The organism is Candidatus Mycobacterium methanotrophicum (assembly GCF_023515995.1).
In the GTDB taxonomy this organism is placed as follows: domain Bacteria; phylum Actinomycetota; class Actinomycetes; order Mycobacteriales; family Mycobacteriaceae; genus Mycobacterium; species Mycobacterium methanotrophicum.
Genome location: NZ_CP097320.1, coordinates 408,818 through 435,433, shown reverse-complemented (window position 1 = coordinate 435,433; position 26,616 = coordinate 408,818). Strand labels below are relative to the sequence as shown.

The window sequence follows — 26,616 nt, the reverse complement described above, 5'->3', positions numbered from 1 at the left end:
GACATCGACGAGACCGCGCGGCTGGTCCGCGCCGCCGGACGCGAAGTGGTTTCCGTCATCGCCGACGTACGCGACCTTGCTCAGCTGGAGGCCGGAATACACTCTGCCATCGACGATCTGGCCGAGATCGACATCGTCATCGCAAATGCCGGCGTGATGGCGATCGGCGAGAGCGACGCCCATTCCGAGCCGGTGTTCAACGCGATCGTCGACACCAACCTCAAGGGTGTGTGGCACACGCTTGTCGCCACGGTGCCATCCGTCATCCGCAAGGCTCGGGGCGAATCCGTCGTCCTGGTGCGTTCATCGCAAGGCCTCACCGGCCGCGGCGGTGACGGCAGCGCCGCGATGTTCGGCTACGCAGCGGCCAAACACGGCATCGTGGGAATCATGCGCTCGGTGGCCAATGCCTACGCGCCGCACAGGATTCGGGTGAATTCCGTACACCCCAGCGGGGTGTCGACGCCGATGATTCTCAAGACTTCGTGGTGAACAGGATGATCGAGAACCCCGATCCTGCGGTCTCACAGATGCTGCTGCCGGACGTGCCGCTAGTTGAGCCGCAGGACGTCACCGAAGCGGCGCTGTGGCTTGTGAGCCCCCGAGCGCGCTACGTGACGGGCGTGACGTTGCCGGTCGACGCCGGTCAGGTCGTCATATAGCCGCGCGCCACCACGGGTCCAAATCCCCAGTCACCGTGGGGCACACCCGCTCCCCCGGCCTGGGTACCGCGACGTAAACGTGGGCGGCGTCGGCCGCGGCCAGCAGCCGCTCGACCGGTTCGCCCCACGGATGCGGTGCCAGCCGGAAGGTGCACCAGTGGATCGGCACCAGAAGCCCGCCGTTGACGTCGACGTGTGCCTGGACCGCCTCCTCGGGATTCATGTGGATGTCGGGCCACGACCTGCTGTAGGCGCCGATCGGCAGCAACGTCACGTCGAATGGTCCGTGTGCGGCGCCGATCTCGGCAAAGCTCTTCGTGTAGCCGGTATCGCCGCCGAAGTACGCCCGATGCTCCGGACCGACGATCGCCCAGGACCCCCAGAGTGTGCAGTTGCGGTTGAGGAAGCGACCGGAGAAGTGCCGGGCCGGAGTGCAGATCAGGTTGAGTTCCTCGACCCGCGTGTGCTCGTTCCAGTCGAGTTCGATGATGCGCCCGTCGGGGATACCCCAATCACGCAGGTGCGCACCAACACCGAGCGGAACGACGAACGGGGCCCGCTGGCTGCGAGCCAGCGCGACGACGGTGTCAATGTCGAGGTGGTCGTAGTGGTCGTGGCTGACGACAATCGCGTCCAAGGCCGGCAACGCGTCCAGCGACACCGGCGGCGGATGCATGCGGCCCGGGCCGACGACATCCGAAGGCGAACAGCGGTCACTCCACACCGGGTCGGTGAGCACGCGATACCCGTCGATCTCCAGCAACGCCGTCGAGTGACCGAACCAGCTGACCGCGATCTGGCCGGCCCCCGCGTCGAAGGCACGGGCATGCACCGTTACCAACGGGATATCGGCCGGGGGCCGGGTCGCGGCGCGGGCGCCGATGACCTCCCATACGACGTTCCGCTGTTCCTCGCGGTCGATGCTGAACTGCGAAGCCGGTTCCAGGTTGACGAACACACCGTCGTGGAAATTGGGTGACCGCTCGGCCACCGCACGGATGTCGGCAGGCTGCGCACCGAGCGCGGCCGGCGCACCATGCAGCGCGCGCAGCACCCACCCACCGGCCACCAGCGAGGCCGTGCCGGCCGCCAGTCGCAGCGCCCCGCGCAACGTCCCCAGATCAAGCCCCCTGGAATCTCGGTGGCCGCTTCTCCACCCGGGCCACCTGCGCTTCGATCACATCTTGGCTGGCCCAGGCCTTGTCGAACAGCTCCTTGTGCACCGGCGACGCCTCTTCGATCGAGCCGTCGTCGTTCAGCACCCGCTTGGCGTGCTGCAGGGCCAGCGGCGCCAGGCCGGTGATCTCGGCGGCCCAGGCCTGCGCGTCCTCCAGCGTGCCGATCCGATTGGCCATTCCGGTCTGCAGCGCCGCCTCGGCGGTCAACTTCTCCGCCGCCAGCAGCATCGCACGGGCCCGACCGTGACCGGCCAGCCATGCCAGTCGCCGGATGCTCCAGTTGTCAAGCGCCAGACCGTATCTCGAGGAAGGGAACTGGAAGAATGCATCGGGTGCGACCACGCGCAGGTCGCATTGCATCGCCAGTTGCAGACCCGCGCCGATGGCCGGCCCGTTGATTGCGCCGATCACCGGAATCGGCGCCGCGTCCATGGCTTTGTGCAGTTCGATGAGCCGGTCGGGATAGTCGGCGGCGAATGCGTCGCCGCTCAAGTCGGCTCCGGCGCAGAACACGGTGCCCTGGCCGGTCAGCACGATCACGCGGGCATTCTCCCCAGCCGCCTTCTCCAGGGCCTCGCGCAGCTCCTCGACCAACTCAGAGTTCAATGCGTTGCGCCGTTCCGGACGCCGCAGCTCAATGGTCAGGACGTCTTCGACGCGGGTGAGACCGATCATGGCGACAAGCCTATCGAGCCGGCGGATCAGCCCGAAATCGTGACCAGCTGCCAGTCGCCCGGCAAGCCACGGGCCTTGACAGTCTCGCCCTCGGCTTCCACATGCACCGTGAGAGCGCCCAGTCGCAGATCGGTCAGCGCCACCCGTCCCCACGCGGCGGGCAAGTGCGCTGCCACCGACAACCTGCGATGTGGCACGTCAGGCTCGAGTCCCAAGAAAGATCGCAGCAGCAGCAGCGGCGCGGCGCTCGACCATGCTTGCGGTGAGCAGGACGTCGGGTAGGGCACAGGCGAACGGAACTGGGAGCGGGGGAACCCGCAAAATAATTCGGGCAGCCGGCCGCCGAACTCCTCGGCCGCGTCGAGCAGGCCGGTCGCCAACCGCTCGGCCAGCGGGACCGCGCCAGGTATGTGGCGGTACCGCAGTAATCCGGCCACCGCAATCGCGGTGTCGTGCGGCCATACCGAGCCGTTGTGATAGCTCATCGGGTTGTAGGCGCCCATCGTGGTCGCCAAGGTGCGCAAACCGAACCCCGTATCCATCTCGGGGCCCGAGAGCCGCTCGATAATCGTCGCGACATGCTCGTCGGTCGCGATGCCGGTCCAAAGGCAATGACCGACATTGCTGGTCAACGCGTCAGCCGGGCATTTTCGCCCGTCGAGGGCGATCGCATACCAGCCTTGCTGCGGAAGCCAGAACACCTCGAGGAACTTGGCACGCAAAGCCTGCGCACGCTCGCGCAGGCGCGTCGCCGTCGGCTGGTCGCCGAACGCCTCGGCGAGCTCGGCCCGCCCCAGCAAGGCCGCATACAGGTAGCCCTGAACCTCGCACAGCGCGATCGGCGCCTCGGCGGTGCGCCCGGCGGCGTCGTTGACGCCGTTGAAGCTGTCCTTCCAGCCTTGGTTGAGAAGCCCGCGGTCGGTGGCGCGCTGGTATTCGACGAAGCCGTCGCCGTCGCGATCGCCGTAGCGCTCCGCCCAGGCCAATGCGGCGTCGGCCGCCGGGAGCAGGGACCGGACCGCGGCTTCGTCGGCGCCCCACCGCCAGCATTCGGCCAGCAACATCACGAACAGCGGCGTCGCATCGATCGAGCCGTAGTAGATGCTGCCGCCCAGCACATCGTCGCTGGCCGGGCCGCGGCGGATCTCGTGCATGATCCGGCCCGGTTCTTCCTCGGTAACGGGATCGACACGCCGGCCCTGCAAACCGGCGAGCCGCTGCAGGGTGCCGACCGAGAGGCCGACCTCCAAGGGCAAGGCCATCCAGGCGGTCAGCAAGCTGTCGCGGCCGAACAGCGTCATGAACCACGGCGCCCCTGCTGCGACGACGGGCCTGCCACGGCCGGTTTCGTCGTGCATGAGCAACGCGCCCAGATCGCTCTCGGTCTGCCGCAGCACCTGCGACAACGCCGGGTGGTCGGTGACGACGGTAGTGGCGGTGTCGCGCCACGCCTCGATCTTGCGGGCCGGGGCGCTGGACTCCACCTGCTCGCCGCGCCGAAACCGCGTGCTGATCTTCTGATTGGCCCACGTCGGCTGCAGCACGATCTCGGTCTGCCAGCGCTCTCCCGGCGGCACCACCACCCGCCAGTTCAGCGACCCGGGCAGCACGACGGGGTGCCCCGTCGCCGACACCGTTAGTCCCCGCAACTGGTCCCCCCGCTCACGCAGGACGAGCTCCCCGTCGCTGACCGCCATGTCCGCACCACCGACTGACACCCGGCCCTCTTTGATGGCGAACAAATCGGCGAAGTCGGCGTCGGCGTGCAGCTCCAACGACACCACCGTGCTCTCACGGTCGAGATTGTGCAGCGAGATGGTTTCGCGCAGCCCGTCGGCGATCAGCCGCTCGCGCACGACCAGCAGTGTGCTGTCGGCGCGCCCGGCACGCGGCGCCCGGCGCAGGATGAACTGGGCGGCGAATGCCTCACTCGACTCCACCGAGAGCGACTCGGCGACTTGGCCGTCGACCCGCATCTCCCAGCGCGACAACACCCGCGCGTCACGAAAGAACAATCCGTGCGGCTTACCGTGCAGCACATCGCCGTGGCGGTCGGACAGGCAGAACGTCGCGCCTTCGACCAGGGTCACGGTGTCGGTGCCGGACCCGATGCGGGCCGGCGCACCGGTGTTGAACCCGGTAGTGGAGATCATGCAGTGGCCTTGTCACCCAGGTCCGCGACACCCGTGAGGCGTTGCATCGAATCCGTCGCCGCGGCCTCACTGGACTGGATCTTCGACTGCCGCACGGCCTTTCGGTAGATCCGCTCGTACCCGCAGCCAAGCCGCGCCACGTCGAAGTTGTCGGCAACATGGTCGCGGCAGGCCAGCGGATCGATCGCTCGGGTCTGTTCGATCGCGGCCGGCAGGTCGGCGGGTCGCTCGCATACAAAGCCCGTCACACCGTGGACCACCACCTCGGGCACCGCGCCACCGCGCAGCGCGACGACGGGGGTGCCGCACGCCATCGCTTCGATCATCACGATCCCGAACGGCTCCTCCCACTGCACCGGAAACAGCAGGCACCGCGCACCGGCCAGCAGCTCGCGCTTGCTGATCGCGTCGGCCTCGCCGAACACGTGGTCGTTGTCGGTGAGCAGCGGACGCACGCATTCCTCGAAGTACGCTTTCTCCGCGGGTTCGTTGCACTTGCCGGCGATGACGAGCGGAATGCCCACCTCGTGCGCGGCCTGCACGGCCAGGTGGGCGCCTTTGTAGGGAGCGAACCGCCCAAGGAACAGGGCATAGTCGCCTTTGTCCGCCTGGTACGGCCAGTCGTCTATCCGCAGCGCATTATGCACGCGGCCAATCCAATTCAGGTCGGGCGCCAGCTCGCGTTGGCGGTCGCTGATGGCCACCAGTCCCACATCGCGGCCGAGCTCGCGGTAATACGGGTACAGGTCCTCATCGATGGGTCCGTGCACCGTCACGACGGTTGGCAGCCCGAGAGCCTGGTAGGCCGGCGCATTCAACGGGCCGGCGAAGGTGTGGTCATGCACGATGTCGATGCCGTCGGCCGCGGCGACGCGAGCGACCGCGCCGCGCACCTTCAGCGCGTGCATGACCTCGGGATAGGGCTCGCCCAGTCGTTCCGGCACCGTGCGATCCCACAATGGCATGAACTGCGCCGCGGTCCCGGCCGCCCCGGCGCCGAGCACGGTGACATGATGACCGCGAGCGACCAACGTGTCGGCGAGGTCTGCCACGACAGCCTCAACTCCGCCGTAACCCGTCGGCGGGATATCGAAATACGGGGGCGCGACCAGCACGATCCGCAGCGGACGTGCGGCATCCAAGCCATCAGACCACAAGACGAAATCAGCGCTGCGCATCGATGTTTCCTTCCTTCCGCCTCCACCACGCGCATTAGCACTTTCGATCGACGAGTGCTAATTATGGTCGGTCGAGTGCGGTCTGCCAAGTCCTGGTGAGCCGGGCCGCGACGATCGCAAGCGCGGCGAAGCCGGGCACAGCGGGTCGCCGCCAACGGGCGCAGCGGGCGATGGCTACGCTCATGCGGTGAGCCGGATCGGGCCCGACGAACTGCGGGACGCGGTGCTTGATGCGGGATCCTTCGCCAGCTGGGATACCGAGCCGGTCGCGGTCGCGACAACCGATGCATATGCGCGCGAGTTGACCGCCGCCCGGGCCGTCACAGGCCTCAGCGAGTCGGTGATCACGGGTGAAGGCCGGATCCACGGTCGGCGTGTGGCCGTAATCGCCTGCGAATTCAACTTTTTGGCGGGTTCGATCGGGGTGGCCGCGGCCGAACGGATCACCACCGCGGTCGAGCGGGCGACATGGCAACGCCTGCCACTGCTGGCGTCGCCTAGCTCCGGCGGCACCCGGATGCAGGAAGGCACCGTCGCCTTCGTACAGATGGTCAAGATCAGCGCCGCGATCGAGCTGCACAAGCGGGCGCACCTGCCCTACCTGGTGTACCTGCGCCACCCGACCACCGGCGGGGTGTTCGCGTCGTGGGGGTCATTGGGTCATGTCACGATCGCCGAGCCCGGCGCCTTGATCGGGTTCCTGGGCCCCCGTGTTTATGAGCAGCTCTACGGCGAACCGTTTCCGCCGGGCATCCAGACCGCCGAGAACCTGCAGCGCCACGGCGTGATCGACGGCGTCATCCCGCTCAAATGGCTGCGCCGCACGTTGGCGCGGACGCTGAAGGTGTTGGTCGACGCGCCCTCGGCGCCGCCGGCTGTCCTCGACGACCAATCGATGCCCGATATACCGGCATGGGACTCGGTGGTGGCGTCGCGACGACCCGACCGTCCCGGGGCCCGAACTCTGCTGCGACATGGCGCAACTGAGCGTGTGTTGTTGTCGGGTGCCGGCCAGGGCGAAGTAGTCGCTACGTTGCTGGCACTGGCGCGCTTCGGCGGCCAGCCCGCCGTCGTGCTGGGTCAGCAACGTGTCTTCGGCGGGATAGTCGGTCCAGCCGCCCTGCGCGAAGCCCGGCGCGGCATGGAACTGGCCGCCGGCTTGCGACTGCCGCTGGTGCTCGTCATCGACACTGCCGGTCCGGCATTGTCGGCGGCGGCCGAGCAGGAAGGGCTGGCCGGCGAGATCGCGCATTGCCTGGCCGAACTCGTCACACTGGCAACTCCCACGGTGTCGATCCTGTTGGGCCAGGGCAGCGGAGGACCGGCGCTGGCAATGCTGCCGGCCGATCGGGTGTTGGCGGCGCAGCATGGCTGGCTGGCGCCCCTGCCGCCAGAGGGAGCCAGTGCCATCATGTTCCGGGACACAGCTCATGCCGCCGAACTGGCTGCAGCACAATGCATCCGGTCACACGACCTGCAGGCGTCCGGCATCGTCGACGTCGTCGTGCCCGAGCATCCCGACGCGGCCGAAGAACCTATCGCGTTCTCCAAGCGGCTGTCCCGAGCCATCGCCCGCGAAATACATGCGCTGCGGGCGCTACCTGAGGGTGAGCGCCTCGCCGTTCGTCTTGAACGCTATCGGCGGATCGGGCTGCCGTGAGCCGGTCACCGGCGCCAGCGGACAGGACCGGCCCGCAGGGCGGGCCCAGGGTCCGCAGGAGTCTCGACCTGGTTTACCCGTACCCGGGTCGCAGGGGTGTCTTTGGGAACCCGGTGGGCGCGGTCGTACTCCGCGCGACGGTGCGGATCACGAAGCACCGCGTAGGCGGCCAGGATTTGGCGTAGTCGCTCATCGGCCCCGGAATTCGATTCGCCGAAGCGTCTGTCGGGGTGACAGTCACGCAGTTGCCGCCGATAGGCGTGCGTGATTTCGGCCTGCGTCGCGGTCGGCGAGACCCCGAGCACACAGTAAGCATCAGTCATCTGGAGGCACCGCGCCTTTCCAGCCGGGCCGGCAGTCGTATGAAGGGGTGGGCGCGTTTTGGGTCAACAGCGCGCCCACCCCGCCGATGACGTTCGTGCGGTCCACCAAAACGGCCACAATCAGTGGCGACGCGCGCGATCCCGCGTCAGCCGCTGTCAATCCATCCAAATCCTCCTGGACGGCACGAGTGTCACGGCCGTCGTATCGACTGTCGACGCATCACCTCCTCGTCGTGATCCAACACGTGGGCCACCACACCGGCCCTAGCCTTTAGCGTGGATCGCCGCCTGCTGTTGTCCGTTGTGGCTGATTGCAATGCGGCGGGGCTTGGCCTCTTCGGCCACCGGAATCGCGAGCCGCAAAACACCGTCGTGATAGCTGGCCTCGATCTTGTCGGTTTCGAGGTTCTCCCCGAGGAACAATTGCCGGCTGAACACGCCGCGCGGGCGCTCGGCCGAAACCATTTCCCGGCTCTGATCCAACTCAGGGCGTTCGGCGTGGACGGTGAGCACGTTGCGCTCGACGTCGAGGTCGAGTGAATCAGGATTCACTCCTGGCAGGTCGAACTCGACGATGAACTTGTCGCCTTCGCGCCACGCGTCCATCGGCATGACGGCCGGCCGGGCTGCGGTGCCTAGCACCTGCTGGGCCCACCGATCCAACTCACGGAACGGATCCGTGCGCATCAACACCATGACTCAAACCTCCCAAGTCGTAGAGAGATGACCTATGTCTATCGACATAGCTTTGTAATAGCACTAGAGACATACTTATGCAAGGGGTAGTCGCGATGTTTTTCATCAGCCCCAATAAGGGCCGAGCTTGAAACTTCACTTGCTTCGCCAGCACTCGCCAGCACTCGCCAGCACTCGCCAGCATTCGAACGAATCGCGGATAATCTATCGTTATAAACATAGCTTTGTCGTGTCTACTATGATAGCTTTCTGTAGGTGCCAGTCGATGTGATCATACGAACGGAGAAGCAGTTGACTTCCCACGACACGACACCGCGGTCTGGCCGCGGCGTCTATGGCATCTCGGTGGCGTCCGAGCTGTCGGGTGTCGGACCGCAGACCTTGCGGCTCTACGAGCGTTGGGGGCTGCTGACTCCGTCTCGCACCCAGGGAGGCACGAGGCGCTACAGCGACGACGACCTCGAGCGGCTGCAACGAATCAGCGAACTGGTCGACCAAGGGATCAATCTGGCCGGCGTGGTCCAGATACTCGAACTAGAAGACAAGAACAGCCAACTAGAATCCGACAACACTGTGTTGCGGTCCGACAACGCCGAACTCAAGTCTGGCCGCACCGGATCTACTAGCGCACATCCAGAGAAGCGGAGGAGGGCCGCCAATCATGACTGACGTGCACAAGGTCGTGGCAGCCGACGAAACGCCTGAAGCCGACGCCATCGAACAACATCGTGTGGTCGACCCTGATGACGAAACCGGCCTCGATACTTCCTATCTCGCAGATGTCGCCGATCGCGACGCCAACCCGGTCGATGTAATCGACCAGGCCGTCGTCGTCCGGGAGCCCGTCGACGACTGAGCGCCAAATGCTGACGTCGGACACCCGCATGGTGATCGCCGCTGACCGCCGGCTTGCCGCAATGTCTCGATGACTAGCCAGGACACGATCGCGTTGCCCTTGGCGGGGCGGGACCGTACCGCGTTGCAGGCGGTCAACTTCTTCATGGCTGACATGGAGGCCGGCATGGGCCCGTTTCTGGGAGTCCTGCTGGCCAGCCGTGGCTGGACCACCAGCTCCATCGGCACGGTCATAACGCTGGGCGCCATCGTTGGCATGTGCGCTGTGGGCCCGGCAGGCGCGATCGTCGACGCCACATCCCGAAAGCGGCAGTGTGTCATCGTTGTCGGCCTCGGTGCCGTGGCAGCCTCGGCGGTGATCCTGACCTCGGGACATTTTTGGGTCGTCGCGGCCGCCCAGGCCGTGATGTGTATCTCCGGGGCGACGATCGCCCCCGCGGTCATCGGCATCACGCTCGGTGTGGTGGGCCAAGCGGGTTTCACCGCGCAAAATGGCCGCAACCAGGCATACAACCATGCGGGCAATATGGTCGGCGCGGCGCTGTCGGGACTGCTGGGCTGGCTTTTCGGGTACGCCGGGGTCTTCTGGCTGGCGGCGGGATTCGCGATGATCGCCATCGGGTCCACCCTGGCCGTCCCCGCCGCCCACATCGACCATCACGTTGCACGCGGAGAAGCCCACCGCGCCGACCAGCCGGCGGTCTCACCGGTACGAGTACTTCTGCGATCCCGGCCACTGCTGGCGGTGGCCGCCGCGGTGACGCTGTTCTGGCTGGGAAACGCGGCGATGCTGCCGCTCTACGGGCTGGCCGTCGTCGCAACGAACGCGAACCCCTTCACCACCGTCGCGAGCACTGTCGTGGTGGCCCAGGCCGTCATGATCATCGCCTCGCTGGCCGCCATGCGAATCGCCCAGACCCGCGGCTACTGGCTGGCGATCATGATCGCGTTCACCGCACTACCCCTTCGTGCGATCATCGCTGCCGGCGTCATCAATACCTGGGGTGTCATCCCGGTGCAGGTGCTCGACGGTATCGGCGCCGGCATGCTGTCGGTGGCGGTGCCCGGGCTCGTGGCCCGCATATTGGACGGCACCGGCCACGTCAACGTTGGCCAGGGCGCCGTGATGGCCGCGCAGGGCCTCGGCGGCGCGGTCAGCCCGGTCCTGGGCGGCGTTGTTGCCCAACACCTTGGATTTCCAGTTGCTTTCCTGATGCTCGGCGGCCTTTCGATAGGCGCGCTGATCATCTGGTTCGGGTGCGCGGCCATGTTGCGCCGCGCCGGCGCTGCCGCACCGCTAGGCGTCCGGCAGCCCGAGATAGCGCTGGATCGTCGGGCCGAGCCAGTCGACGATCTCGTCGCGCGTCATTTCGACGACGGGCGCTAACCGCAGCACGAAATCGACGCTAGTTCCGCAAAGTTCGAGTAACGAGCGCGCTACCGTCAATCTCGCCAAAAAAGCGGACCTGCCGGACAGCCGCCGCGCCGACGCACCCCTCGACGGGTGTTCCCACAGCTAGGGCGGACAATCAGGCATCATGGGCGGCATGGACACTGGTGCGATCTCACCGCGGGTTTTGGTTGTCGACGACGACTCCGACGTGCTGGCCTCGTTGGAGCGCGGACTGCGGTTGTCCGGGTTCGAAGTGTCGACCGCAATCGATGGCGCCGAGGCCTTGCGGAGTGCGACCGAGACCCGGCCGGATGCGATCGTGCTCGACATCAACATGCCTGTGCTGGACGGCGTCAGCGTGGTCACCGCGCTGCGAGCGATGGACAACGACGTCCCGGTCTGTGTGCTCAGTGCCCGCAGCTCGGTCGACGACAGGGTGGCCGGCCTCGAAGCTGGCGCCGACGACTACCTGGTCAAACCCTTCGTGCTGGCCGAGTTGGTGGCGCGGGTGCGTGCGCTGCTGCGCCGCCGCGGATCCACCGCGACCTCGTCCTCGGAAACCATCACGGTCGGCCCGCTGGAAGTCGACATCCCGGGCCGGCGGGCCCGAGTCAACGGCGTCGACGTCGACCTGACCAAGCGTGAGTTCGACCTGCTGGCCGTGCTCGCCGAACACAAGACCGCGGTGCTGTCGCGCGCGCAGTTGCTGGAACTAGTGTGGGGTTACGATTTCGCCGCAGACACCAACGTCGTCGACGTATTCATCGGGTACCTGCGGCGCAAGTTGGAGGCCGGTGGCGGCCCGCGGTTGCTGCACACCGTCCGCGGAGTGGGATTCGTACTGCGCATGCAGTGACGGAATTGGGCATGAACTTCTTGTCGCGGATCTTGACCCGTACGCCGTCGCTGCGTACCCGGGTGGTGGTGGCGACGGTCCGCCGTGGCGGCCAGGTCGAGTCGAACTCCGACATCACGCTGCCAAAGCTGGGCGAGGGCTATGCCGACACCTGTGTCGACGGGATTTGTGCATTCTCCATCAGCGCCGCAGCCGTTTTCGCCTGGCTACTGGCCACGTTCGCGGTGCGACCGTTCGAACGGTTGGCTCAACAGACCAGGTCCAGCGACGCCGGCGACGAGAGACCGCAGGTTGAAGTGCGTGGCGCCACCGAGGCCGTCGAGATCGCCGAAGCCATGCGCGGCATGCTGCAACGAATCTGGAACGATGCGGACCAACCTGGAAGTGCTGGCCACCCTGGACCTTCCCGACGAGCAACGCAAAGAAGTGCTCAGCGACGTGATCCGAGCCCAATCGCGCATCGAGGCCACGTTGTCCGCGCTGGAGCGGCTGGCCCAGGGTGACTTGTCGACGTCGGAGGATCACGTGCCGGTCGACATCACCGAGTTGCTCCACCGCGCGGGGCCTGGCACTGGTAGCCCAGCAGGCGCACCTTCATGGCGGTACGGCGTCGCTGGAAAACAGCCCGCTGGGTGGAGCGCGTCTGTTGCTGCGGTTGACTGGCCCGAGCTGACCTACTCCGAGTCGGAGTCATCCGTAGCCGAATGCCGCACCGGCACTTCACGTTTGACGCGCCGAATGGTCAGCGCGAGCGTCAGCAGCAGGCCGAGCAGGAACGCCACCGCGACCAGACAGTAATTCACCTGGCCCATCAGTGTGCTCCGATCTCACGTGAGCCGGGCATGTCGTCGAGGGCCTGCTCCTCGCTGGTGCGCCTGACCGATACGCGCGCCACCAGCAAGGCAACCGCCGAGCCGATAACGAATGCCACCAGGTAGCGCAGCCATTGGATGACGAAGTCCATGGGCGAATTCTCCTTAGCCAACGATGATTTCGACGCGACGATTCTTCGCTTGACCTTCTAGGCTGTTGTTGTCAGCGACCGGGTCGGCAGCACCGCGACCGTTCGCCGTCAGGTGATCACGAGTGACGCCTCGGGCAATCAGGTAATCGGCGACGGCGTTCGCCCGGTTGGCGCTCAACGGAATATTGATGGCGTCGTTGCCGGTGTTGTCGGTGTTGTCGGTGTAGCCGTTGATAATCACGTTCGCGCCCCGGCAGGCCTTCAGCTTGCCGGCAATCTGATCCAATGTCTGCTCGACGGCCGACGAAAGCGCCGCCCCGTCGGTGGCAAAGGTGATCGGCCCCAAGGCTTTGACATCTGATCGCAGGTGGGCGCAGATGTTGCCCGGGCCAAGAGCCGGCACCGGGCCGGGCGGGGCGCTCGCCGTGACGGGGCCGCCGATGCCCATCGTGTCAACGATATTCAAATTCGGCCAGTCCGCGTCGGCTGCTTGCTCGATAGCGTCTTGCTGACCGCCTGAACTCGTCGTCCCGATCAGCGTGATGGTGTCCCCCTTGACGGCGAGGCCGAAGTCTGGAACGGATGCCGCCGCTTTGAAAACCGCTGCGGCATTGGAGAAATCAAGCGACGTGATATCCGGGTTGATCCGGATGTTGTCGATAACGTTGGTATTCGGTCCGAAGCCCCCGTTCAGCGCCGCCAGTAGCGACTCCTTTGCCCCATTGCTGGGCATGTCACCGGAAAGCTTGATGTCGTTGCCGCTGCGTGTAATTGACACCGGTGCTAGCGCTATTGCCGGAATCGTCGGCGTGCTCGGCGCGCTGCCCGGTGGCTTAGGTGCAATCAGGGTCGGTAACGCGCCGGTCGGACCGTTGGCTCCCTCTCGCGTCCGGTCCATTTCGCCATAGCCGATTACCGCCAGCAGCAGCGGAATAACGATCAGCCCGGCCAACCACGCCAGGCCCGGAACCCGCCGATAGAATTTCGATGTGCGCCGCCATTCGGTGGCTTCGGGTGCTTCATCGGAACCGGCCATCGGCCCTCCCTTGAGATTAACGGGTGCTGAGCAAGTCGATCACGAAGACCAACGTCTTGCCCGACAACTGATGCCCGGAGCCAGCCGGCCCGTAAGCTTGCGCCGGCGGGATCACCAGCTGACGCCGGCCGCCCACCTTCATACCGGGAATACCGTCCTGCCAGCCCTGGATGAGCCCGCGCAACGGGAACTCGATCGGCTCGCCGCGACCCCATGAGCTGTCAAATTCTTCGCCGGTGTCGTACTCGACCCCGACATAGTGCACCTCGACGACGCCGCCCGACACGGCTTCGGGTCCGTCGCCGACCAACAGGTCTTCGATGACGAGCTGCGCGGGCGCTGGGCCGCGGGGAAAGTCGATCTCTGGTTTGCTTGGCACGGATGCGACCCTAGTCCGGCACACTTGACCCGCGGAAGGGGACCAAAAATGAGCGACAACGCAGACAATGCCGCCTTGGCGCATATCCACGACCTGGTCGCGCAGGAGAAAACCCTTCGAGCGCAGCTACAGCACGGCGATATCAACGCATCCGAGGAGCGCGAACGGCTGCGCCGCATCGAGGCCGAACTCGACCAGTGCTGGGACCTGCTTCGGCAGCGTCGAGCGCTGCGCGAGACCGGTGGCGACCCGAGGGCTACCTGAGCTGATCGATGGCTGCCGACCCGGGGGGTGTCGACGTAGTCGTCGTGGGCGGCGGGCACAACGGCCTGGTCGCCGCCGCATACCTGGCCCGGGCCGGCCTACGGGTACGGCTGCTGGAGCGGCTGGGACACGTCGGCGGCGCCGCGGTGTCGGCGCAGGTTTTCTCTCGCGTCGAGGCCCGGCTATCGCGCTATGCGTACTTGGTGAGCCTGCTGCCGACGCGCATCACCGACGATCTGGGTGCGCCGGTGCGGTTGGCCCGACGGCCATATTCGTCCTACACCCCCGATCCGGATACGGCCGGGCGCACCGGCCTGCTGGTCGGACCGGATTGCACGTTCGATGCCATCGGTGCACCCGACGATGAGCGGGCCTTCGCGGCGTTCTACCGGCGCTGCCGCCTGGTGACCGAGCGGTTGTGGCCGACGCTGCTGGAACCGTTGCGCACCCGCGAGCAGGCCCGCCTACGGGTAGTCGCCGGCGGCGACACTGAGGCCGCCGCGGCGTGGCGGGCCATGGTGGAGCGACCGATCGGCGATGCGATCGCCGATGCGATCGGCAGCGACCTGGTCCGCGGCGTGGTGGCGACCGACGCGCTGATCGGCACCTTCGCCCGGCTCGACGACCCGTCGCTGCGGCAGAACGTCTGTTTCCTGTACCACCTGCTCGGCGGCGGCACCGGCGAATGGCGCGTCCCGGTCGGTGGCATGGGTGCCGTGAGCGCGGCGCTGGCCGCCGCGGCGGTACGCAAGGGAGCCGAAATCGTCACGGGCGCCGAGGTTTACGGAGTCGATCCAGACGGCGAGGTGCGCTATCGCCGAGGCGACGACGAGCACGTGGTGCGCGGCCGGTTCGTGCTGGCCGGCGTGACACCGACCGTGCTGGCCGGCCTGCTGGGTGAGCAAGCACCGCCACCGACTCACGGCGCTCAGGTCAAGGTCAACATGGTGGTGCGACGACTGCCCCGGCTGCGCGACCCCAGCGTGACACCCGAGCAGGCGTTCGGCGGGACGTTGCATATCAACGAAACGTGGACGCAGCTGGACGCGGCGTATTCTCGGGCAGCCGCCGCAGCGTTACCGGAACCCTTGCCGTGTGAGATCTATTGCCATTCGCTGACCGACCCGACCATCCTGTCCCCCGGGCTGCGTGAATCGGGCGCTGCGACCTTGACGGTCTTTGGTCTGCATACGCCCCATTCACTGAACGCCTCTCGTCACCAATTGACCGATGCCGTGCTGAATTCGCTGAATTGCCTTCTGGCCGAACCGATTCAGGACGTGCTGCTGGGCGATGCGGACGGCCTGCGCTGTATCGAGACGACCACCACCGTCGACCTGGAGCATGCGCTGGGCATGACCGGCGGCAACATCTTCCACGGCGATCTGCACTGGCCGTTCGCCGACGACCACGACCGGCTGGACACCCCGGCCCGGCGGTGGGGCGTGGCCACCGCCCACGACCGAATTCTGCTGTGCGGCGCGGGTGCCCGGCGCGGCGGAGCGGTCTCCGGAATCGGCGGTCACAACGCCGCGATGGCGGTGCTAGGTTCACTGGCGAGCAGACGCAGAATCGCATAAATTCCGCCTCGCGCATGCGAGTCTGTGTCTGCTCGCCAGGGGTGCTCGCGGAAGAAACCTACCGCGCGTCGATGGTGGCGTAGCCGCGCTCGGTGGAGCCGGTGTAGATCTGACGGGGGCGACCGATCTTGCTGTCGCCCTCGTCGTGCATCTCGCGCCAATGCGCAATCCAGCCGGGCAGCCGCCCGAGCGCAAACAGCACGGTGAACATCCGGGTCGGGAAGCCGAGCGCCCGATAGATCAGGCCGGTGTAGAAGTCGACGTTCGGGTAGAGCTTGCGCTCGATGAAGTAGTCGTCGGTCAGCGCCGCCTCTTCGAGCTCCTTGGCGATGCTCAGCAGGTCGTCGTCGCCACCCAGCTTGCCGAGGATCTTGTCGGCCTGTTCCTTGACGATGCGCGCCCGCGGGTCGTAGTTCTTGTAGACGCGGTGTCCGAAGCCCATCAGCTTCACCCCGGCTTCGCGGTCCTTGACCTTGCGGACGAACTCACCGACGTCGTCGTCGCTCTTGCGGATCTTGTCCAGCATTTCCAGCACGGCCTGGTTGGCGCCGCCGTGTAGCGGGCCCCACAGCGCGTTGATGCCGCCGGAGATCGAGGTGAACAGGTTGGCCTGCGACGAGCCCACCAGGCGGACGGTCGACGTCGAACAATTCTGCTCGTGGTCGGCGTGCAAGATCAGCAGCATGTCCAGCGCCCGCACGATCTCGGGATCGACGTCGTAGGGCTCGGCGGGCAGACCGAACGTCATCCGCAGGAAGTTCTCCACCAGCGTCAGGTTGTTGTCCGGGTAGAGGAACGGCTGACCAACCGACTTCTTGAAGGCGTAAGCGGCGATGGTGGGCAACTTGGCCAACAGCCGGATCATCGACAGCTCGACCTGCTCGTTGTCCATCGGGTCGAGTGAGTCCGGGTAGTAGGCGCTCAATGCGTTGACTGCGCTGGACAGCACCGGCATCGGGTGGGCGTTGCGCGGGAAGCCGTCGAAGAATCGCTTCAGGTCCTCGTGCAGCATCGTATGCAACTGGATCTGTCGAGCGAAGTTGGCCAGCTGCTCCTTGGTCGGCAGCTCGCCGTAGACCAGCAGGTAGCTCACTTCGATAAACGTCGACTTCTCGGCGAGCTGCTCGATCGGGTAGCCGCGATAACGCAGGATGCCGGCGTCACCGTCGATATAGGTGATCGCGCTCTTGCATGGGGCGGTATTGACGAAGCCGTTGTCGAAAGTGGTGTAGCCGCTCTTGGACAACAGCGAGCCGAGCGCGATCCCGTCGGGTCCCTCGGTGGCGTGGACGATATCGAGATCCAGCTCACCGCCCGGGTAATGGAGAGTGGCGGAGTCGTCGGTTGCGGCCACTGGAACCCCTTTGCGGTCTCGGCGGATGCTGGCCCTAAGCGGTTGCTTACGGCTGACGGTAGTCGTTATCGGGACGGCGCGCCTGCGCGGGGGCGCAGTCCGGGTTCGATGGCGACTCGACGCTGAGATCCGGCTCAGGGCTGCAGGCGTTGGATGTGACCATCTTTGACACGAATCCGATTGTGCAGCCGGTTTTCGCGGCCTTGCCAGAACTCGACAACCTCGGGCGCGATCCGGTAGCCGCCCCAATTCGGCGGAACCGGGACCTGCTCAACATTGGCGAATCGGGCCGTCACCTCGGCGAGCTGATCGACCAGCGCCGCGCGGGAGGCGACCGGACGGGACTGATGCGACGCCCAGGCGCCCAGCTGCGAGCCCCGCGGCCGCTTAGCCCAGTAGTCGCCGGTGGCCGCCGCATCGACCTTGGTCACCGGGCCGCGGATATGGAACTGCCTGTTCAGCAAATACCAGGGGAAGGTTGCCGATGCGTACGGTGTCGCGGCAAGTTCATCACCTTTGGCCGAATCGTAGTTGGTGAAGAATGTGAGTCCGTCCTCGTCGACGCCCTTGCACAGCACCGACCGGCTGACCGGTTTTCCGGAGTCCACGGTGGCCAACACCATCGCGTTGGGCTCGGCGATCCCCGCCCGCGCGGCATCGCCAATCCACTTGCGCAACAACGCAAGCCAACCATCGGCTAGCCAGTCGACGTCGAGGTCAGGGCTACCGTCTTTCTCGACGGAGCCGTACTCCACCCGCATCGCGGCGAGGTGCTCGTTGTCGGGTTCTGCCATCGCGCCAACGCTACTCCCGCAGACCACTCGCCCGTTACCGACCGGTAGCGGCCGGCCGAGCGCGCGTGGGAGAATTCAGGCATGACGGTCATCCCGGACAAGATCCCGGAGAATTTCGTTGCCGGCCTCGAGGGTGTGGTCGCTTTCACAACGGAGATCGCCGAGCCCGACAAGGACGGCGGCGCCCTGCGTTATCGCGGCGTCGACATCGAGGACCTGGTGAGCCGCCGGATCACCTTCGGCGACGCCTGGGCTTTGCTGGTGGACGGAAAGTTCGGCCACGGACTGCCGCCCGCCGAGCCGTTCCCGCTGCCGATCCACAGCGGTGATGTGCGGGTCGACGTGCAGGCAGGCCTGGCGATGCTAGCCCCGATCTGGGGCTATCGTCCGCTGCTCGACATCGACGACGCGACCGCCCGCGACCAGCTCGCGCGCGCGTCAGTGATGGCGCTGTCCTACGTCGCCCAATCTGCCCGCGGTGTCTACCAGCCGGCGGTTCCGCAGCGGGTCATCGACGAATGCTCGACGGTCACAGCCCGTTTCATGACGAGGTGGCAGGGCGAGCCGGATCCCAGGCATGTCGAGGCCGTCGACGCATACTGGGTCTCGGCCGCGGAGCACGGAATGAACGCGTCGACGTTCACCGCGCGGGTGATCGCATCGACCGGCGCCGACGTGGCGGCCGCGCTGTCGGGCGCGATTGGGGCGATGAGCGGCCCACTGCACGGCGGGGCGCCGGCGCGGGTATTGCCGATGCTTGACGAGGTCGAGCGAAGCGGCGACCCGCGCGGTCTGGTGAAGGGGATTTTGGACCGCCACGAGAAGCTGATGGGCTTCGGGCACCGCGTGTACCGCGCCGGAGACCCGCGCGCACGGGTGTTGCGGGCCACCGCCAAGCGGATGGGCGCGCCGCGCTACGAAGTCGCGGCGGCGCTCGAGCAGGCAGCGCTCTGCGAGCTGCGGGAGCGGCGTCCGGACCGGCCGATCGAAACCAACGTCGAGTTCTGGGCCGCGGTGATCCTCGACTTCGCCCGGGTGCCGCCCAACATGATGCCGGCGATGTTCACCTGCGGTCGCACCGCCGGATGGTGCGCGCACATCCTGGAACAAAAGCGACTGGGCAAGCTGGTTCGCCCATCGGCCATCTATGTCGGCCCGGATCCGCGCAGCCCGGAATCCGTCGAAGGCTGGGCCGAGATCTCCAAGGCCTGACACCGGCGTCGGTGTCGGTGGCCGGTGATGAGATTGCGTCGCGACCCGGGTCAATCCGCACTGTCCCCGCATCTGGTCGTCGATTACGCCGTCTGCTGGCGATGGGCCAGCAGACGGGTTAGTTAAAAGACAGCCTTCTGCACCTGGTCGGAAAACCTGGTCGGGCCCCGAGGTATCGCCTTCGGGAAGCTTGCCCAGCGCATTCACGATTTCTTGGTTGGCGCCATGGCTCTTGGCATGCGAGATGAGGTCCTGCTTGCTGCACGGGTAGGAAACACCTGCCAGCGTCTTTTGCAGATCAATGGGATTGGCCATGAGCTCACTCCAGCGTCCGGATAGCTGTTGTTCGATTTCCCCTCGGACTCGGGTAACCCGCGTTTTGGCTCTTAACCCTTGATTCCTAAGCCAATTGGCGCAGCCGGTCAGCCAGCCGGCGCCGCAGCGGCGGTGCCGGCGCGGTGGCCGCGACCGCCAGCATGTCGTCGATCGAGGTGAACTTCTTGCGGGGCCGGTCGGCCTGCTTTCCGCGGATTACCTCTGCGGCGTCGATCGCCCGCCAGCCGGCGGCGTCGACGACGGCGGGCTGGCGCCGGCGCACGAGCTTGTCCAATGCCGACGGCTTGCCGTCTGGATCGCGCAGCAGGCCGTCGTTGAAATCGTCGACCAGCCGCTGCACGGTCTGCAGTGCGCATGATTTGTTGGTGCCGATGAATCCCGTCGGGCCGCGCTTGATCCAGCCTGCCACGTATGCGCCGTGCACGGGTTGACCGGAGTCGGGGTCGATCACCCGGCCTCCGTCGTTCGGCACGACTCCGGCGATGTCGTCGAAGGGTAGGTCGCGAACAGCCTTGCCGTGGTAGCCGATCGAAGTCAACACCAGACCGGCCGCGAGCTGACGTATCTCGTCGGTGCCGGTGACGCCGAACTCCATACCGTGGGCGCGCGCCTCCCCCAGCACCCGCTTGGGTGTCAGTCGGTAGGCCAGCCGGATCCGCGGGCGTAGCGGCGGGCCGGACCCGTCGCCGAGCTTGCTCAGGATCTCCAGCTTCTGCTTGGTCACGGCGTCCGAGACGCTTGCCAGGTCGCGCAGCACCAGCTCGCGGTCGGCGGCGGCGAGCACAACATCGGCGGTGGTCGTCAGCCCGATCAGCTCGGGCAGCGTAAACGCCGAGTGCGCGGGCCCGCGCCGGGCGGCGATCACCGCCTCCTGCACCCGCGAGGCGCGCAACGCCTGCAAGGCGTGATCGGAAATGTCGGTGCGAGCCAGCTCGTCGGGGCCGGCGGTGAGCACGCGAGCGACGTCGAGGGCAACGTTGCCGTTGCCGACCACGACGACCCTTTCGTGGCTGAGATCCACTGCTAGCTCGGTGAACTCGGGATGACCGTTGATCCAGGCCACCAACTCGGTGGCGGTGGCTGTGCCCGGCATGCCCATGCCGTCGATGTCCAGTCGGCGGTCGTTGGGCGCGCCGACGGCGTAGATGACCGCATGGTGGTACGCCAGCAGGTCGTCATGGCTCACGTGCTTGCCGACCTCGACGTTGAGGAAGAACCGGAATTCGCGGCGACGGGCGATCCGGTCGAAGAGCGCAGTGACCCGTTTGGTGGTCTGGTGGTCCGGTGCCACCCCGGCGCGAACCAGCCCGTACGGGGTGGGCAGCTTCTCGAACACGTTCACCTGCACGCCGGGTTGGGTAAGTAGTTCGTCGGCGGCATACATCGCGGCCGGCCCGGATCCCACGATCGCGACGGTCAGCGGGCGCCGACGGTGCCGCCGCACCTCGGGTGCGGGGATCACCGGCGCAAGCTTGGAGGTGGGCGGCAGTTTCTGGCCGGCCGGACGGGACGCGTGATCCGGGTAGTAGAACAAGGCGTTGAGCGCGACGAACGGTTGCTGTTCGGGGGCCAACCGGGAATCGGGCGCGATAGCACCGACCGGGCAGGCGCTCACGCAGGCACCGCAGTCCACGCACGCCACCGGATCGATGTAAAGCATCTCCGCGGTAGCGAAGCCCGGCTCATCCGGAGACGGGTGAATGCAGTTCACCGGGCAGGCGTAGACACAGGACCCGTCGCTACAGCACGACTGGGTGATGACGTGCGGCATAAAAGCGGGTCCGCTAGGCGGCCGGAGCGACGACGAGGTGCTGGCGCTGCGGTTCGCTGCGATACCGGGAGGGCCTGCCGTTGATCTTGCAGATCCGCCAGATCAACTTGGCCAACGGGTTCATCAAACCGGTGTCGTGGCAAAGCATCCGGACGTCACCGAACATGTCACGCAGCATCTGAGCCGATTCCGGCGAACGGAAGAACACGTCTTTGCGGACCTGACGCGGGATGTCGAACTCCTGCCAGAACGCCTTCGGGGGCACCACGATCGCCGAGCAGAGGGTCCGCATCGTGACCGGCACGAACAGCGAGAGCCAGAACCGCTTGCGGCGCGGCAGCTTCGGCACGCGCTTGCGCAGATATTCGTGCGCGAACGAGATGTGGCGGGCCTCTTCGGCCACGTGGATGGCCATCACCCGCTCCATGATCGGGTGCAGCACTTTCCCGTCGGCGCCCTCGCGCAAGACATTCTTCTGGGTGTGATCGATGGGCTCTTCGCCGGCCAGGATGCCGAACCAGAACGGAATCGGCAGCGGCCCGGCCGCCAACGGAATCAGCGGTTGGATCCACGTCAGCAGCCGCGGCATACCCGGCACGTCGGCGCCGATGTGGTTCACCATCTCCTGGAACATCATCGTGTGGTTGCACTCTTCGACCGCCTCGTGCAGGCAGTACCGGTACTCCGGTGACCCGTTGGGCACCCAGAACGCATACTCCATCAAGCCGCGGATCAGGATCGACTCGAAGTGCAGACCGACCTTGGCGACGTTTGCCTGACGCCACATGCCGATCTGGATCTGCCGTTCTTCGGACTGCGCCTGGTACCAGGGATGCCGGCCCAGCGGGTCGGTCAACGGCAGTTTCCAGCGCGGGTCGTTGTCGGTGACCGCAAACTCGGGAGACTTCCAGTCGATGTCGGTGTACGGGTTGAAGTTGCGCCGCACCGACCCCTCGGACAGTGTGGTCAGCAGCTCCACGTACTGCAGGTCGTCCTGGACATCCATGTTTCGGCGCCAACGTCGCACCAGCTTCGTCCGTGCCCGCGTTTGGACAGTTCCAGCCTGGGCCATCCCAGCCTCCCAATGAGGTTTACATTCTGATAGGCAATGTCCACCGACAGTACCGCAGGTAACGCAAACTTTCTAGATCCTGGATTTCCAGTGCGGTGCGCCCGTGAACATGTGCACACTAGGACGTGCGTCACATAAATCCGCACGTCGCATGCGCCGCCGGACCACGTGGCCGTCAGCCAAGGCGCTATCACTAGCCTGGTGATCATGGCTGACCAACTCACGCTTCCCGACAACATCAAGCCCGGCGACGGACGGTTCGGGTCCGGCCCGTCGAAGGTCCGACCCGAACAATTGCACGCCCTCTCCACCAGCGCCGCTCCGCTTTTCGGCACCTCGCACCGCCAAGCGCCGGTGAAAGACTTGGTCGGCCGCGTGCGCAACGGGTTGCGGGACTACTTCTCGGCGCCGGACGGCTACGAGGTGGTGCTGGGCAACGGCGGAGCGACGGCATTCTGGGACGCCGCGGCGTTCGGGCTGATCGACAAGAAGTCGTTGCACCTCAGCTACGGCGAGTTCAGCTCGAAGTTCGCCTCAGCGGTCACCAAGAATCCGTTCGTCGGCGAACCGATCGTCATCAAAGCCGACCCGGGCAGCGCGCCCGAGCCGCAGAGCGACCCGTCGGTCGACGTGATCGCATGGGCGCACAACGAGACCTCGACCGGGGTCGCGGTTCCGATAACGCGGCCCGACGGCGCCGGCGAAGCGCTGATCGTCATCGACGCCACCTCCGGCGCCGGTGGCCTGCCCGTCGACATCGCCGACACCGATGCCTACTACTTCGCGCCGCAGAAGAACTTCGCCAGTGACGGCGGGCTGTGGCTGGCGATCTTGAGCCCGGCCGCACTGGGCCGGATCGAGGCCATTGCCGCGTCCGGGCGCTGGGTACCGGACTTTCTGTCACTGCCGATCGCCGTGGAGAACAGCGCCAAGAACCAGACCTATAACACTCCGGCCATCGGCACGCTGGTGCTGCTGGCCGAACAGATCGAGTGGCTGCTGGGCAACGGCGGGCTGGAGTGGGCGGTCAAACGCACCGCGGATTCGTCGCAGCGGTTGTACCGCTGGGCGCACGAACGGCCTTACACGACGCCGTTCGTGGCCGACCCGCGGCTGCGCTCGCAGGTCGTGGGCACCATCGACTTCAACGACGACGTCGACGCGGCGGCGGTAGCCAAGGTGTTGCGCGCCAACGGCATCGTCGACACCGAGCCGTACCGCAAACTCGGCCGCAACCAGTTGCGGGTCGCGATGTTCCCCGCCGTCGAGCCGGACGACGTCAGCGCGCTCACCGAGTGCATCGACTGGGTGGTCGAGCGGCTGTAGCCCGCCGGTGAGAAAACAAGCCCTGGTGGCTACCGCGTGTCAAAAGGGTAACGGCCGCCGCCTGCACTAGAGTCCGCAGCTGACAGGCCTGGCGCGCTGGTCTGCGAGGAGCCTGCGAGGAGACACCATGCGGGAGCTCACAATCGTCGGACTCGACGTTGACGGCAAACACGTCGTCTGCGAGAGCACTCTCGGCAACGGGGATCCGGACGAGAAGTTCAAGATTCCGGTCAACGACCGGCTAAGGGCGGCGGTGCGCGGCGACGGGGCCAGGGTGGGTCAAACCCATATCGACATCGAGGTCACCGCCATGCTGCGTCCCCGGGAAATTCAGGCTCGTATCCGCGCGGGCGCATCCGTCGAGCAGGTGGCGGCGGCCGCCGGGGTGGATATCGAGCGGGTGCAGCGGTTCGCCCACCCGGTGCTGCTGGAACGCTCGCGCGCCGCCGAGTTGGCAACGGCCGCGCACCCCGTCCTCGCCGACGGTCCCGCGGTGCTGACGCTGCTGGAAACCGTCACGTCGTCGCTGCTGGCCCGTGGTCTCAATCCGGACCTCACCGCATGGGACGCCTGGCGCAACGAGGATGGCCGCTGGACGGTCCAGCTGGCCTGGAAGGCGGGGCGTTCCGACAACGCCGCCCACTTCCGCTTCTGCCCGGGCGCTCGCGGCGGAACGGTCACCGCCGTCGACGATGCCGCCAGTGAGTTGATCGATCCCAACTTCGACCGTCCGCTACGGCCGGTGGCCCCGGTCGCGCAGCTGGACTTCGACGAGCCGGCACCCCCGCCGCTGGAACGCCCGACGGTCGAACCCACCAGCGAGCCGACGCGCAGTCGACGCGGCAAGCCGGCCGTACCGGCGTGGGAAGACGTGCTGCTGGGTGTCCGATCCGGGGGACAGCGCTAGCGGAATAGCTCCATCGACACCAAAGCCAGCCAGGCGCCTGTCACGCCCACACCAATGCCGAGTAACAACCAGCGCAGCACCGCGGCACGCCGCCATCCCCACAGCGTCGGCGCCAGTCCACCGGCCGCGACGATATTGAGCCCGACGGCCAACAACGGATGCACCCGAATCAGGCCGAGAGTCAGCACCACGACGGCGACCCCAGTCACCGCTGCGACAAACCCGGCCACCGCCAAACCTGTTGCCCACGGCGTGGATTCGTCGCCGCCGCGGATCATCTACCGAGCCTAGCCTGATTGCCCGGTTCCTCGGCCGGTTGCACCGCCGGCATCGTCACCGCGCGACCCGCTCGTAGAACGCCAACGCCGCCGCGGTGGCGACGTTAAGCGAGTCGGTGCCGCGCGACATCGGGATGCGCACCCGCAGATCGCTCGCCTGCAGCACGGCGCTGCTCAAGCCCGGCCCTTCGCCCCCGAGCAGCACCGCGACCCGCTCGTCACACACCGCCGCCATCGCCTCGGGCAACGGCGTCGCGTCTTGGCTGGGAGTCATCGCTAGTAATCGAAACCCCTTGTGGTGCAACGTCTTCAACTGCGCCGGCCAGTCGGTTGCCCGCGCATAGGGCACCAGCAGGGCATGCCCCATCGAGACGCGCACCGCCCGCCGATACAGTGGATCAGCGCAGCCGCTGCCGAACACCACCGCATCGACGGACAGCCCCGCGGCGTTGCGGAAGACCGCGCCCAGGTTTTCGTGGTCGTTGACGCCCTCGAGCACCGCGACGGTCCGAGCGCTGTCGATTACCTGCGCGAGGCTGCGCTCAGGCTCACGACGCGCCGCGGCCAGCACCCCGCGGTTGAGATGAAAGCCGACCACCTCGGCCATCACCTCTGCGGACACCCGATAGAACGGCGCGGGATTACCAGCCAGATCTGCCTTGAGCTCGGCGAGTCTGCGGTCGGTGCCGAGGAAAGCCAACGGCGAAAAAGGCGAGGCCAGCATGCGCTGCACCACCAGCACACCCTCGGCGATCACCAGCCCCTTGCCGCGCGGCAGATCGGGTCGACGGTCGATGCTGTTCAAGTCCCGGAAAGAATCCGCCCGCGGGTCGTCGGGATCGGTGATATCGGTGACGGCCACATCACCGACGCCGTCGGCACAGTCAACGTCGGGTGAGCTCAAGGGCTTTCTTCGACAAGGGCCAAGATCAGGTCCGCGGCATCGCGCAACGTGTCGCGTTCGGCGCCGCCCAGGTTCCTGAGCCGCTGCGCGAGCCATTCCTGACTGGCTCGGCGTTCGGCCTCAAGAAGCTCTTTGCCGGCCGGCGAAACCGAAACCAAGACCTGCCGGCCGTCGTCGGGGTGGGCAACGCGGTCAACCAAACCCAGGTCGGCCAACGAGGCGATGACCCGCGTCATCGACGGCGGGCGAACCCGTTCCCTGATGGCCAGCGCACCCGGGGTCAGCGGGCCGAAATTGGCCAGCGTTGCCAGCGCTGAGAGCTGCGACAACGACACCGGGGACTGCGGTCGCCGGAACCGCAGCTGGCGGGCAAGCCGCATGACCGCCAACGACAGATCACTAGCCAACCGGCTATCGCGATCGATCACAGCGCGAACGTTACGACAGAACGTCCAACCGTCAACACGGAATCGCCGACTCGGGGCCAAGGCCGATGTACCCGGCTATCGTGGATCCGATGTCTGTAGAACCCGGCGACAGTCTCCATCCGCCCGTGCTGCCCGCTGCGCTGCTGGAAGTATGGCCCGTCGTCGCCATCGGCGCACTGGCCTGGCTGGTTGCCGCCGTGGCCGCGTTCGTCATACCGGCGCTTCAGACCTGGCGACCGGTGACGCTGGCCGGATTGGGTGTCGGGCTGCTGGGCACCACCATCTTCGTGTGGCAGCGCGACGCCGCCCGCCGTGGCGCGCGTGGCGCACAATCCGGATTGAACTACCGCCACCATCCCCCGAGCTAGGAGACATGCATCCA

The 26,616-nt window shown here is 66.5% G+C and carries 27 protein-coding genes and 4 pseudogenes; 13 read left to right on the top strand and 18 right to left on the bottom strand.

Annotated features, from left to right (window positions below; all coding sequences use genetic code 11):
- Nucleotides 1-662, top strand: a pseudogene (locus M5I08_RS02360) (SDR family oxidoreductase); the annotation flags it as partial.
- Here the strand turns inward: M5I08_RS02360 and M5I08_RS02355 are convergent.
- From M5I08_RS02355 to M5I08_RS02340, 4 genes are read right to left on the bottom strand one after another with little or no spacing between them, the layout of a single operon-like run.
- Complete coding sequence (locus M5I08_RS02355) at nt 655-1,773, bottom strand: MBL fold metallo-hydrolase (protein ID WP_219067638.1); 1,119 nt, start codon at nt 1,771-1,773, stop codon at nt 655-657. The pseudogene M5I08_RS02360 and the gene M5I08_RS02355 sit on opposite strands and share 8 nt — an antisense overlap.
- A gap of 10 nt (nt 1,774-1,783) precedes the next feature.
- Complete coding sequence (locus M5I08_RS02350; RefSeq protein ID WP_219067637.1) at nt 1,784-2,515, bottom strand: enoyl-CoA hydratase; 732 nt, start codon at nt 2,513-2,515, stop codon at nt 1,784-1,786.
- A gap of 26 nt (nt 2,516-2,541) precedes the next feature.
- Entirely contained in the window at nt 2,542-4,668 is a 2,127-nt protein-coding gene (locus M5I08_RS02345) for an amylo-alpha-1,6-glucosidase (protein WP_219067636.1), read from the bottom strand.
- Nucleotides 4,665-5,846, bottom strand: coding sequence for a glycosyltransferase family 4 protein (locus M5I08_RS02340; RefSeq protein ID WP_219067635.1), 1,182 nt, complete (start codon nt 5,844-5,846; stop codon nt 4,665-4,667). Before M5I08_RS02340 ends, M5I08_RS02345 begins: the two co-directional genes overlap by 4 nt.
- 187 nt (nt 5,847-6,033) lie before the next feature.
- Between M5I08_RS02340 and M5I08_RS02335 the strand changes: the two genes are divergently transcribed.
- Nucleotides 6,034-7,506: an acetyl-coenzyme A carboxylase carboxyl transferase subunits beta/alpha gene (locus M5I08_RS02335; protein WP_219067634.1), complete on the top strand. Its 1,473-nt coding sequence runs from the start codon at nt 6,034-6,036 to the stop codon at nt 7,504-7,506.
- A 5-nt stretch (nt 7,507-7,511) separates the two neighbouring features.
- Here M5I08_RS02335 and M5I08_RS02330 read toward each other — a convergent pair whose 3' ends face one another.
- Together M5I08_RS02330 and M5I08_RS02325 are read right to left on the bottom strand one after the other, a co-directional pair.
- A complete protein-coding gene (locus tag M5I08_RS02330; protein ID WP_219067633.1) occupies nt 7,512-7,829 on the bottom strand; it encodes a J domain-containing protein in 318 nt (105 codons plus the stop codon).
- Nucleotides 7,830-8,093: 264 nt separating this feature from the next.
- Nucleotides 8,094-8,525, bottom strand: coding sequence for an Hsp20/alpha crystallin family protein (locus M5I08_RS02325; protein WP_304502943.1), 432 nt, complete (start codon nt 8,523-8,525; stop codon nt 8,094-8,096).
- A gap of 291 nt (nt 8,526-8,816) precedes the next feature.
- Between M5I08_RS02325 and M5I08_RS02320 the strand changes: the two genes are divergently transcribed.
- The 5 genes and pseudogenes from M5I08_RS02320 to M5I08_RS02295 all read left to right on the top strand — a co-directional run bounded on the left by M5I08_RS02320 (nt 8,817) and on the right by M5I08_RS02295 (nt 12,302).
- The gene (locus M5I08_RS02320; RefSeq protein WP_219067632.1) at nt 8,817-9,194 is read left to right on the top strand and encodes a MerR family transcriptional regulator; all 378 of its coding nucleotides are present in this window, start codon (nt 8,817-8,819) and stop codon (nt 9,192-9,194) included.
- Complete coding sequence (locus M5I08_RS02315; RefSeq protein ID WP_219067631.1) at nt 9,187-9,381, top strand: Rv3202a family protein; 195 nt, start codon at nt 9,187-9,189, stop codon at nt 9,379-9,381. Before M5I08_RS02320 ends, M5I08_RS02315 begins: the two co-directional genes overlap by 8 nt.
- A 69-nt stretch (nt 9,382-9,450) precedes the next feature.
- A pseudogene (locus M5I08_RS02310) lies at nt 9,451-10,725 on the top strand (MFS transporter); the annotation flags it as partial.
- Between the two features lie 193 nt (nt 10,726-10,918).
- On the top strand, nt 10,919-11,629 hold the full coding sequence (gene prrA, locus M5I08_RS02300; RefSeq protein ID WP_219067629.1) for a two-component system response regulator PrrA: 711 nt from the start codon (nt 10,919-10,921) through the stop codon (nt 11,627-11,629).
- A gap of 11 nt (nt 11,630-11,640) precedes the next feature.
- A pseudogene (locus tag M5I08_RS02295) lies at nt 11,641-12,302 on the top strand (HAMP domain-containing protein).
- Nucleotide 12,303: 1 nt separating this feature from the next.
- Here M5I08_RS02295 and arfC read toward each other — a convergent pair.
- The 4 genes from arfC to M5I08_RS02275 all read right to left on the bottom strand — a co-directional run bounded on the left by arfC (nt 12,304) and on the right by M5I08_RS02275 (nt 14,008).
- A complete protein-coding gene (gene arfC / locus M5I08_RS02290; RefSeq protein WP_219067628.1) occupies nt 12,304-12,441 on the bottom strand; it encodes a channel accessory protein ArfC in 138 nt (45 codons plus the stop codon).
- Nucleotides 12,441-12,593 carry a channel accessory protein ArfB gene (arfB, locus tag M5I08_RS02285; RefSeq protein WP_219067627.1) on the bottom strand — a complete coding sequence of 51 codons (153 nt, stop codon included), beginning with the start codon at nt 12,591-12,593 and terminating at the stop codon, nt 12,441-12,443. The genes arfC and arfB overlap by 1 nt, the downstream gene beginning before the upstream one ends.
- Nucleotides 12,594-12,606: 13 nt before the next feature.
- The gene (arfA, locus tag M5I08_RS02280; RefSeq protein WP_305883649.1) at nt 12,607-13,545 is read right to left on the bottom strand and encodes a channel-forming protein ArfA/OmpATb; all 939 of its coding nucleotides are present in this window, start codon (nt 13,543-13,545) and stop codon (nt 12,607-12,609) included.
- 100 nt (nt 13,546-13,645) lie between these two features.
- Nucleotides 13,646-14,008 (bottom strand): FKBP-type peptidyl-prolyl cis-trans isomerase, encoded by a 363-nt coding sequence (locus M5I08_RS02275; RefSeq protein ID WP_249763060.1) that lies wholly within the window; start codon nt 14,006-14,008, stop codon nt 13,646-13,648.
- Between the two features lie 24 nt (nt 14,009-14,032).
- On the opposite strand from M5I08_RS02275, the gene M5I08_RS02270 reads away from it, so the two are divergent.
- Complete coding sequence (locus M5I08_RS02270) at nt 14,033-14,272, top strand: DUF2630 family protein (RefSeq protein WP_370328562.1); 240 nt, start codon at nt 14,033-14,035, stop codon at nt 14,270-14,272.
- Nucleotides 14,273-14,280: 8 nt separating this feature from the next.
- Nucleotides 14,281-15,852, top strand: coding sequence for a phytoene desaturase family protein (locus M5I08_RS02265; RefSeq protein WP_219067623.1), 1,572 nt, complete (start codon nt 14,281-14,283; stop codon nt 15,850-15,852).
- Nucleotides 15,853-15,910: 58 nt separating this feature from the next.
- Here M5I08_RS02265 and M5I08_RS02260 read toward each other — a convergent pair whose 3' ends face one another.
- Nucleotides 15,911-17,206: a citrate synthase gene (locus M5I08_RS02260; RefSeq protein WP_219067622.1), complete on the bottom strand. Its 1,296-nt coding sequence runs from the start codon at nt 17,204-17,206 to the stop codon at nt 15,911-15,913.
- Between the two features lie 134 nt (nt 17,207-17,340).
- Nucleotides 17,341-18,000, bottom strand: coding sequence for a pyridoxamine 5'-phosphate oxidase (gene pdxH / locus M5I08_RS02255; protein ID WP_219067621.1), 660 nt, complete (start codon nt 17,998-18,000; stop codon nt 17,341-17,343).
- A gap of 81 nt (nt 18,001-18,081) precedes the next feature.
- On the opposite strand from pdxH, the gene M5I08_RS02250 reads away from it, so the two are divergent.
- Nucleotides 18,082-19,212, top strand: coding sequence for a citrate synthase 2 (locus tag M5I08_RS02250; protein WP_219067620.1), 1,131 nt, complete (start codon nt 18,082-18,084; stop codon nt 19,210-19,212).
- 231 nt (nt 19,213-19,443) lie between these two features.
- Here the strand turns inward: M5I08_RS02250 and M5I08_RS02245 are convergent.
- The 3 genes and pseudogenes from M5I08_RS02245 to M5I08_RS02235 form a co-directional block, all read right to left on the bottom strand.
- Nucleotides 19,444-19,527: pseudogene (locus M5I08_RS02245) on the bottom strand (DUF2795 domain-containing protein); the annotation flags it as partial.
- An 85-nt stretch (nt 19,528-19,612) separates the two neighbouring features.
- Nucleotides 19,613-21,319: an FAD-dependent oxidoreductase gene (locus tag M5I08_RS02240; RefSeq protein ID WP_219067619.1), complete on the bottom strand. Its 1,707-nt coding sequence runs from the start codon at nt 21,317-21,319 to the stop codon at nt 19,613-19,615.
- 13 nt (nt 21,320-21,332) lie between these two features.
- Nucleotides 21,333-22,391 carry an AurF N-oxygenase family protein gene (locus M5I08_RS02235; RefSeq protein WP_219067618.1) on the bottom strand — a complete coding sequence of 353 codons (1,059 nt, stop codon included), beginning with the start codon at nt 22,389-22,391 and terminating at the stop codon, nt 21,333-21,335.
- A 207-nt stretch (nt 22,392-22,598) separates the two neighbouring features.
- Here M5I08_RS02235 and serC point away from each other — a divergent pair, with 207 nt between their 5' ends.
- Together serC and sepH are read left to right on the top strand one after the other, a co-directional pair.
- Nucleotides 22,599-23,717, top strand: coding sequence for a phosphoserine transaminase (gene serC, locus M5I08_RS02230; RefSeq protein WP_219067617.1), 1,119 nt, complete (start codon nt 22,599-22,601; stop codon nt 23,715-23,717).
- 127 nt (nt 23,718-23,844) lie between these two features.
- Entirely contained in the window at nt 23,845-24,624 is a 780-nt protein-coding gene (gene sepH / locus M5I08_RS02225) for a septation protein SepH (RefSeq protein ID WP_219067616.1), read from the top strand.
- On the opposite strand, the gene M5I08_RS02220 is transcribed toward sepH, so the two are convergent.
- From M5I08_RS02220 to M5I08_RS02210, 3 genes are read right to left on the bottom strand one after another with little or no spacing between them, the layout of a single operon-like run.
- Complete coding sequence (locus M5I08_RS02220) at nt 24,621-24,902, bottom strand: DUF2537 domain-containing protein (protein ID WP_219067615.1); 282 nt, start codon at nt 24,900-24,902, stop codon at nt 24,621-24,623. The genes sepH and M5I08_RS02220 overlap by 4 nt on opposite strands.
- 55 nt (nt 24,903-24,957) lie before the next feature.
- Nucleotides 24,958-25,764: a TrmH family RNA methyltransferase gene (locus tag M5I08_RS02215; protein ID WP_249763282.1), complete on the bottom strand. Its 807-nt coding sequence runs from the start codon at nt 25,762-25,764 to the stop codon at nt 24,958-24,960.
- A 38-nt stretch (nt 25,765-25,802) separates the two neighbouring features.
- Complete coding sequence (locus M5I08_RS02210; RefSeq protein ID WP_219067613.1) at nt 25,803-26,234, bottom strand: Rv0880 family HTH-type transcriptional regulator; 432 nt, start codon at nt 26,232-26,234, stop codon at nt 25,803-25,805.
- 89 nt (nt 26,235-26,323) lie between these two features.
- Here M5I08_RS02210 and M5I08_RS02205 point away from each other — a divergent pair, with 89 nt between their 5' ends.
- On the top strand, nt 26,324-26,602 hold the full coding sequence (locus M5I08_RS02205; protein ID WP_219067612.1) for a DUF2530 domain-containing protein: 279 nt from the start codon (nt 26,324-26,326) through the stop codon (nt 26,600-26,602).
- Nucleotides 26,603-26,616 lie beyond the last annotated feature (14 nt).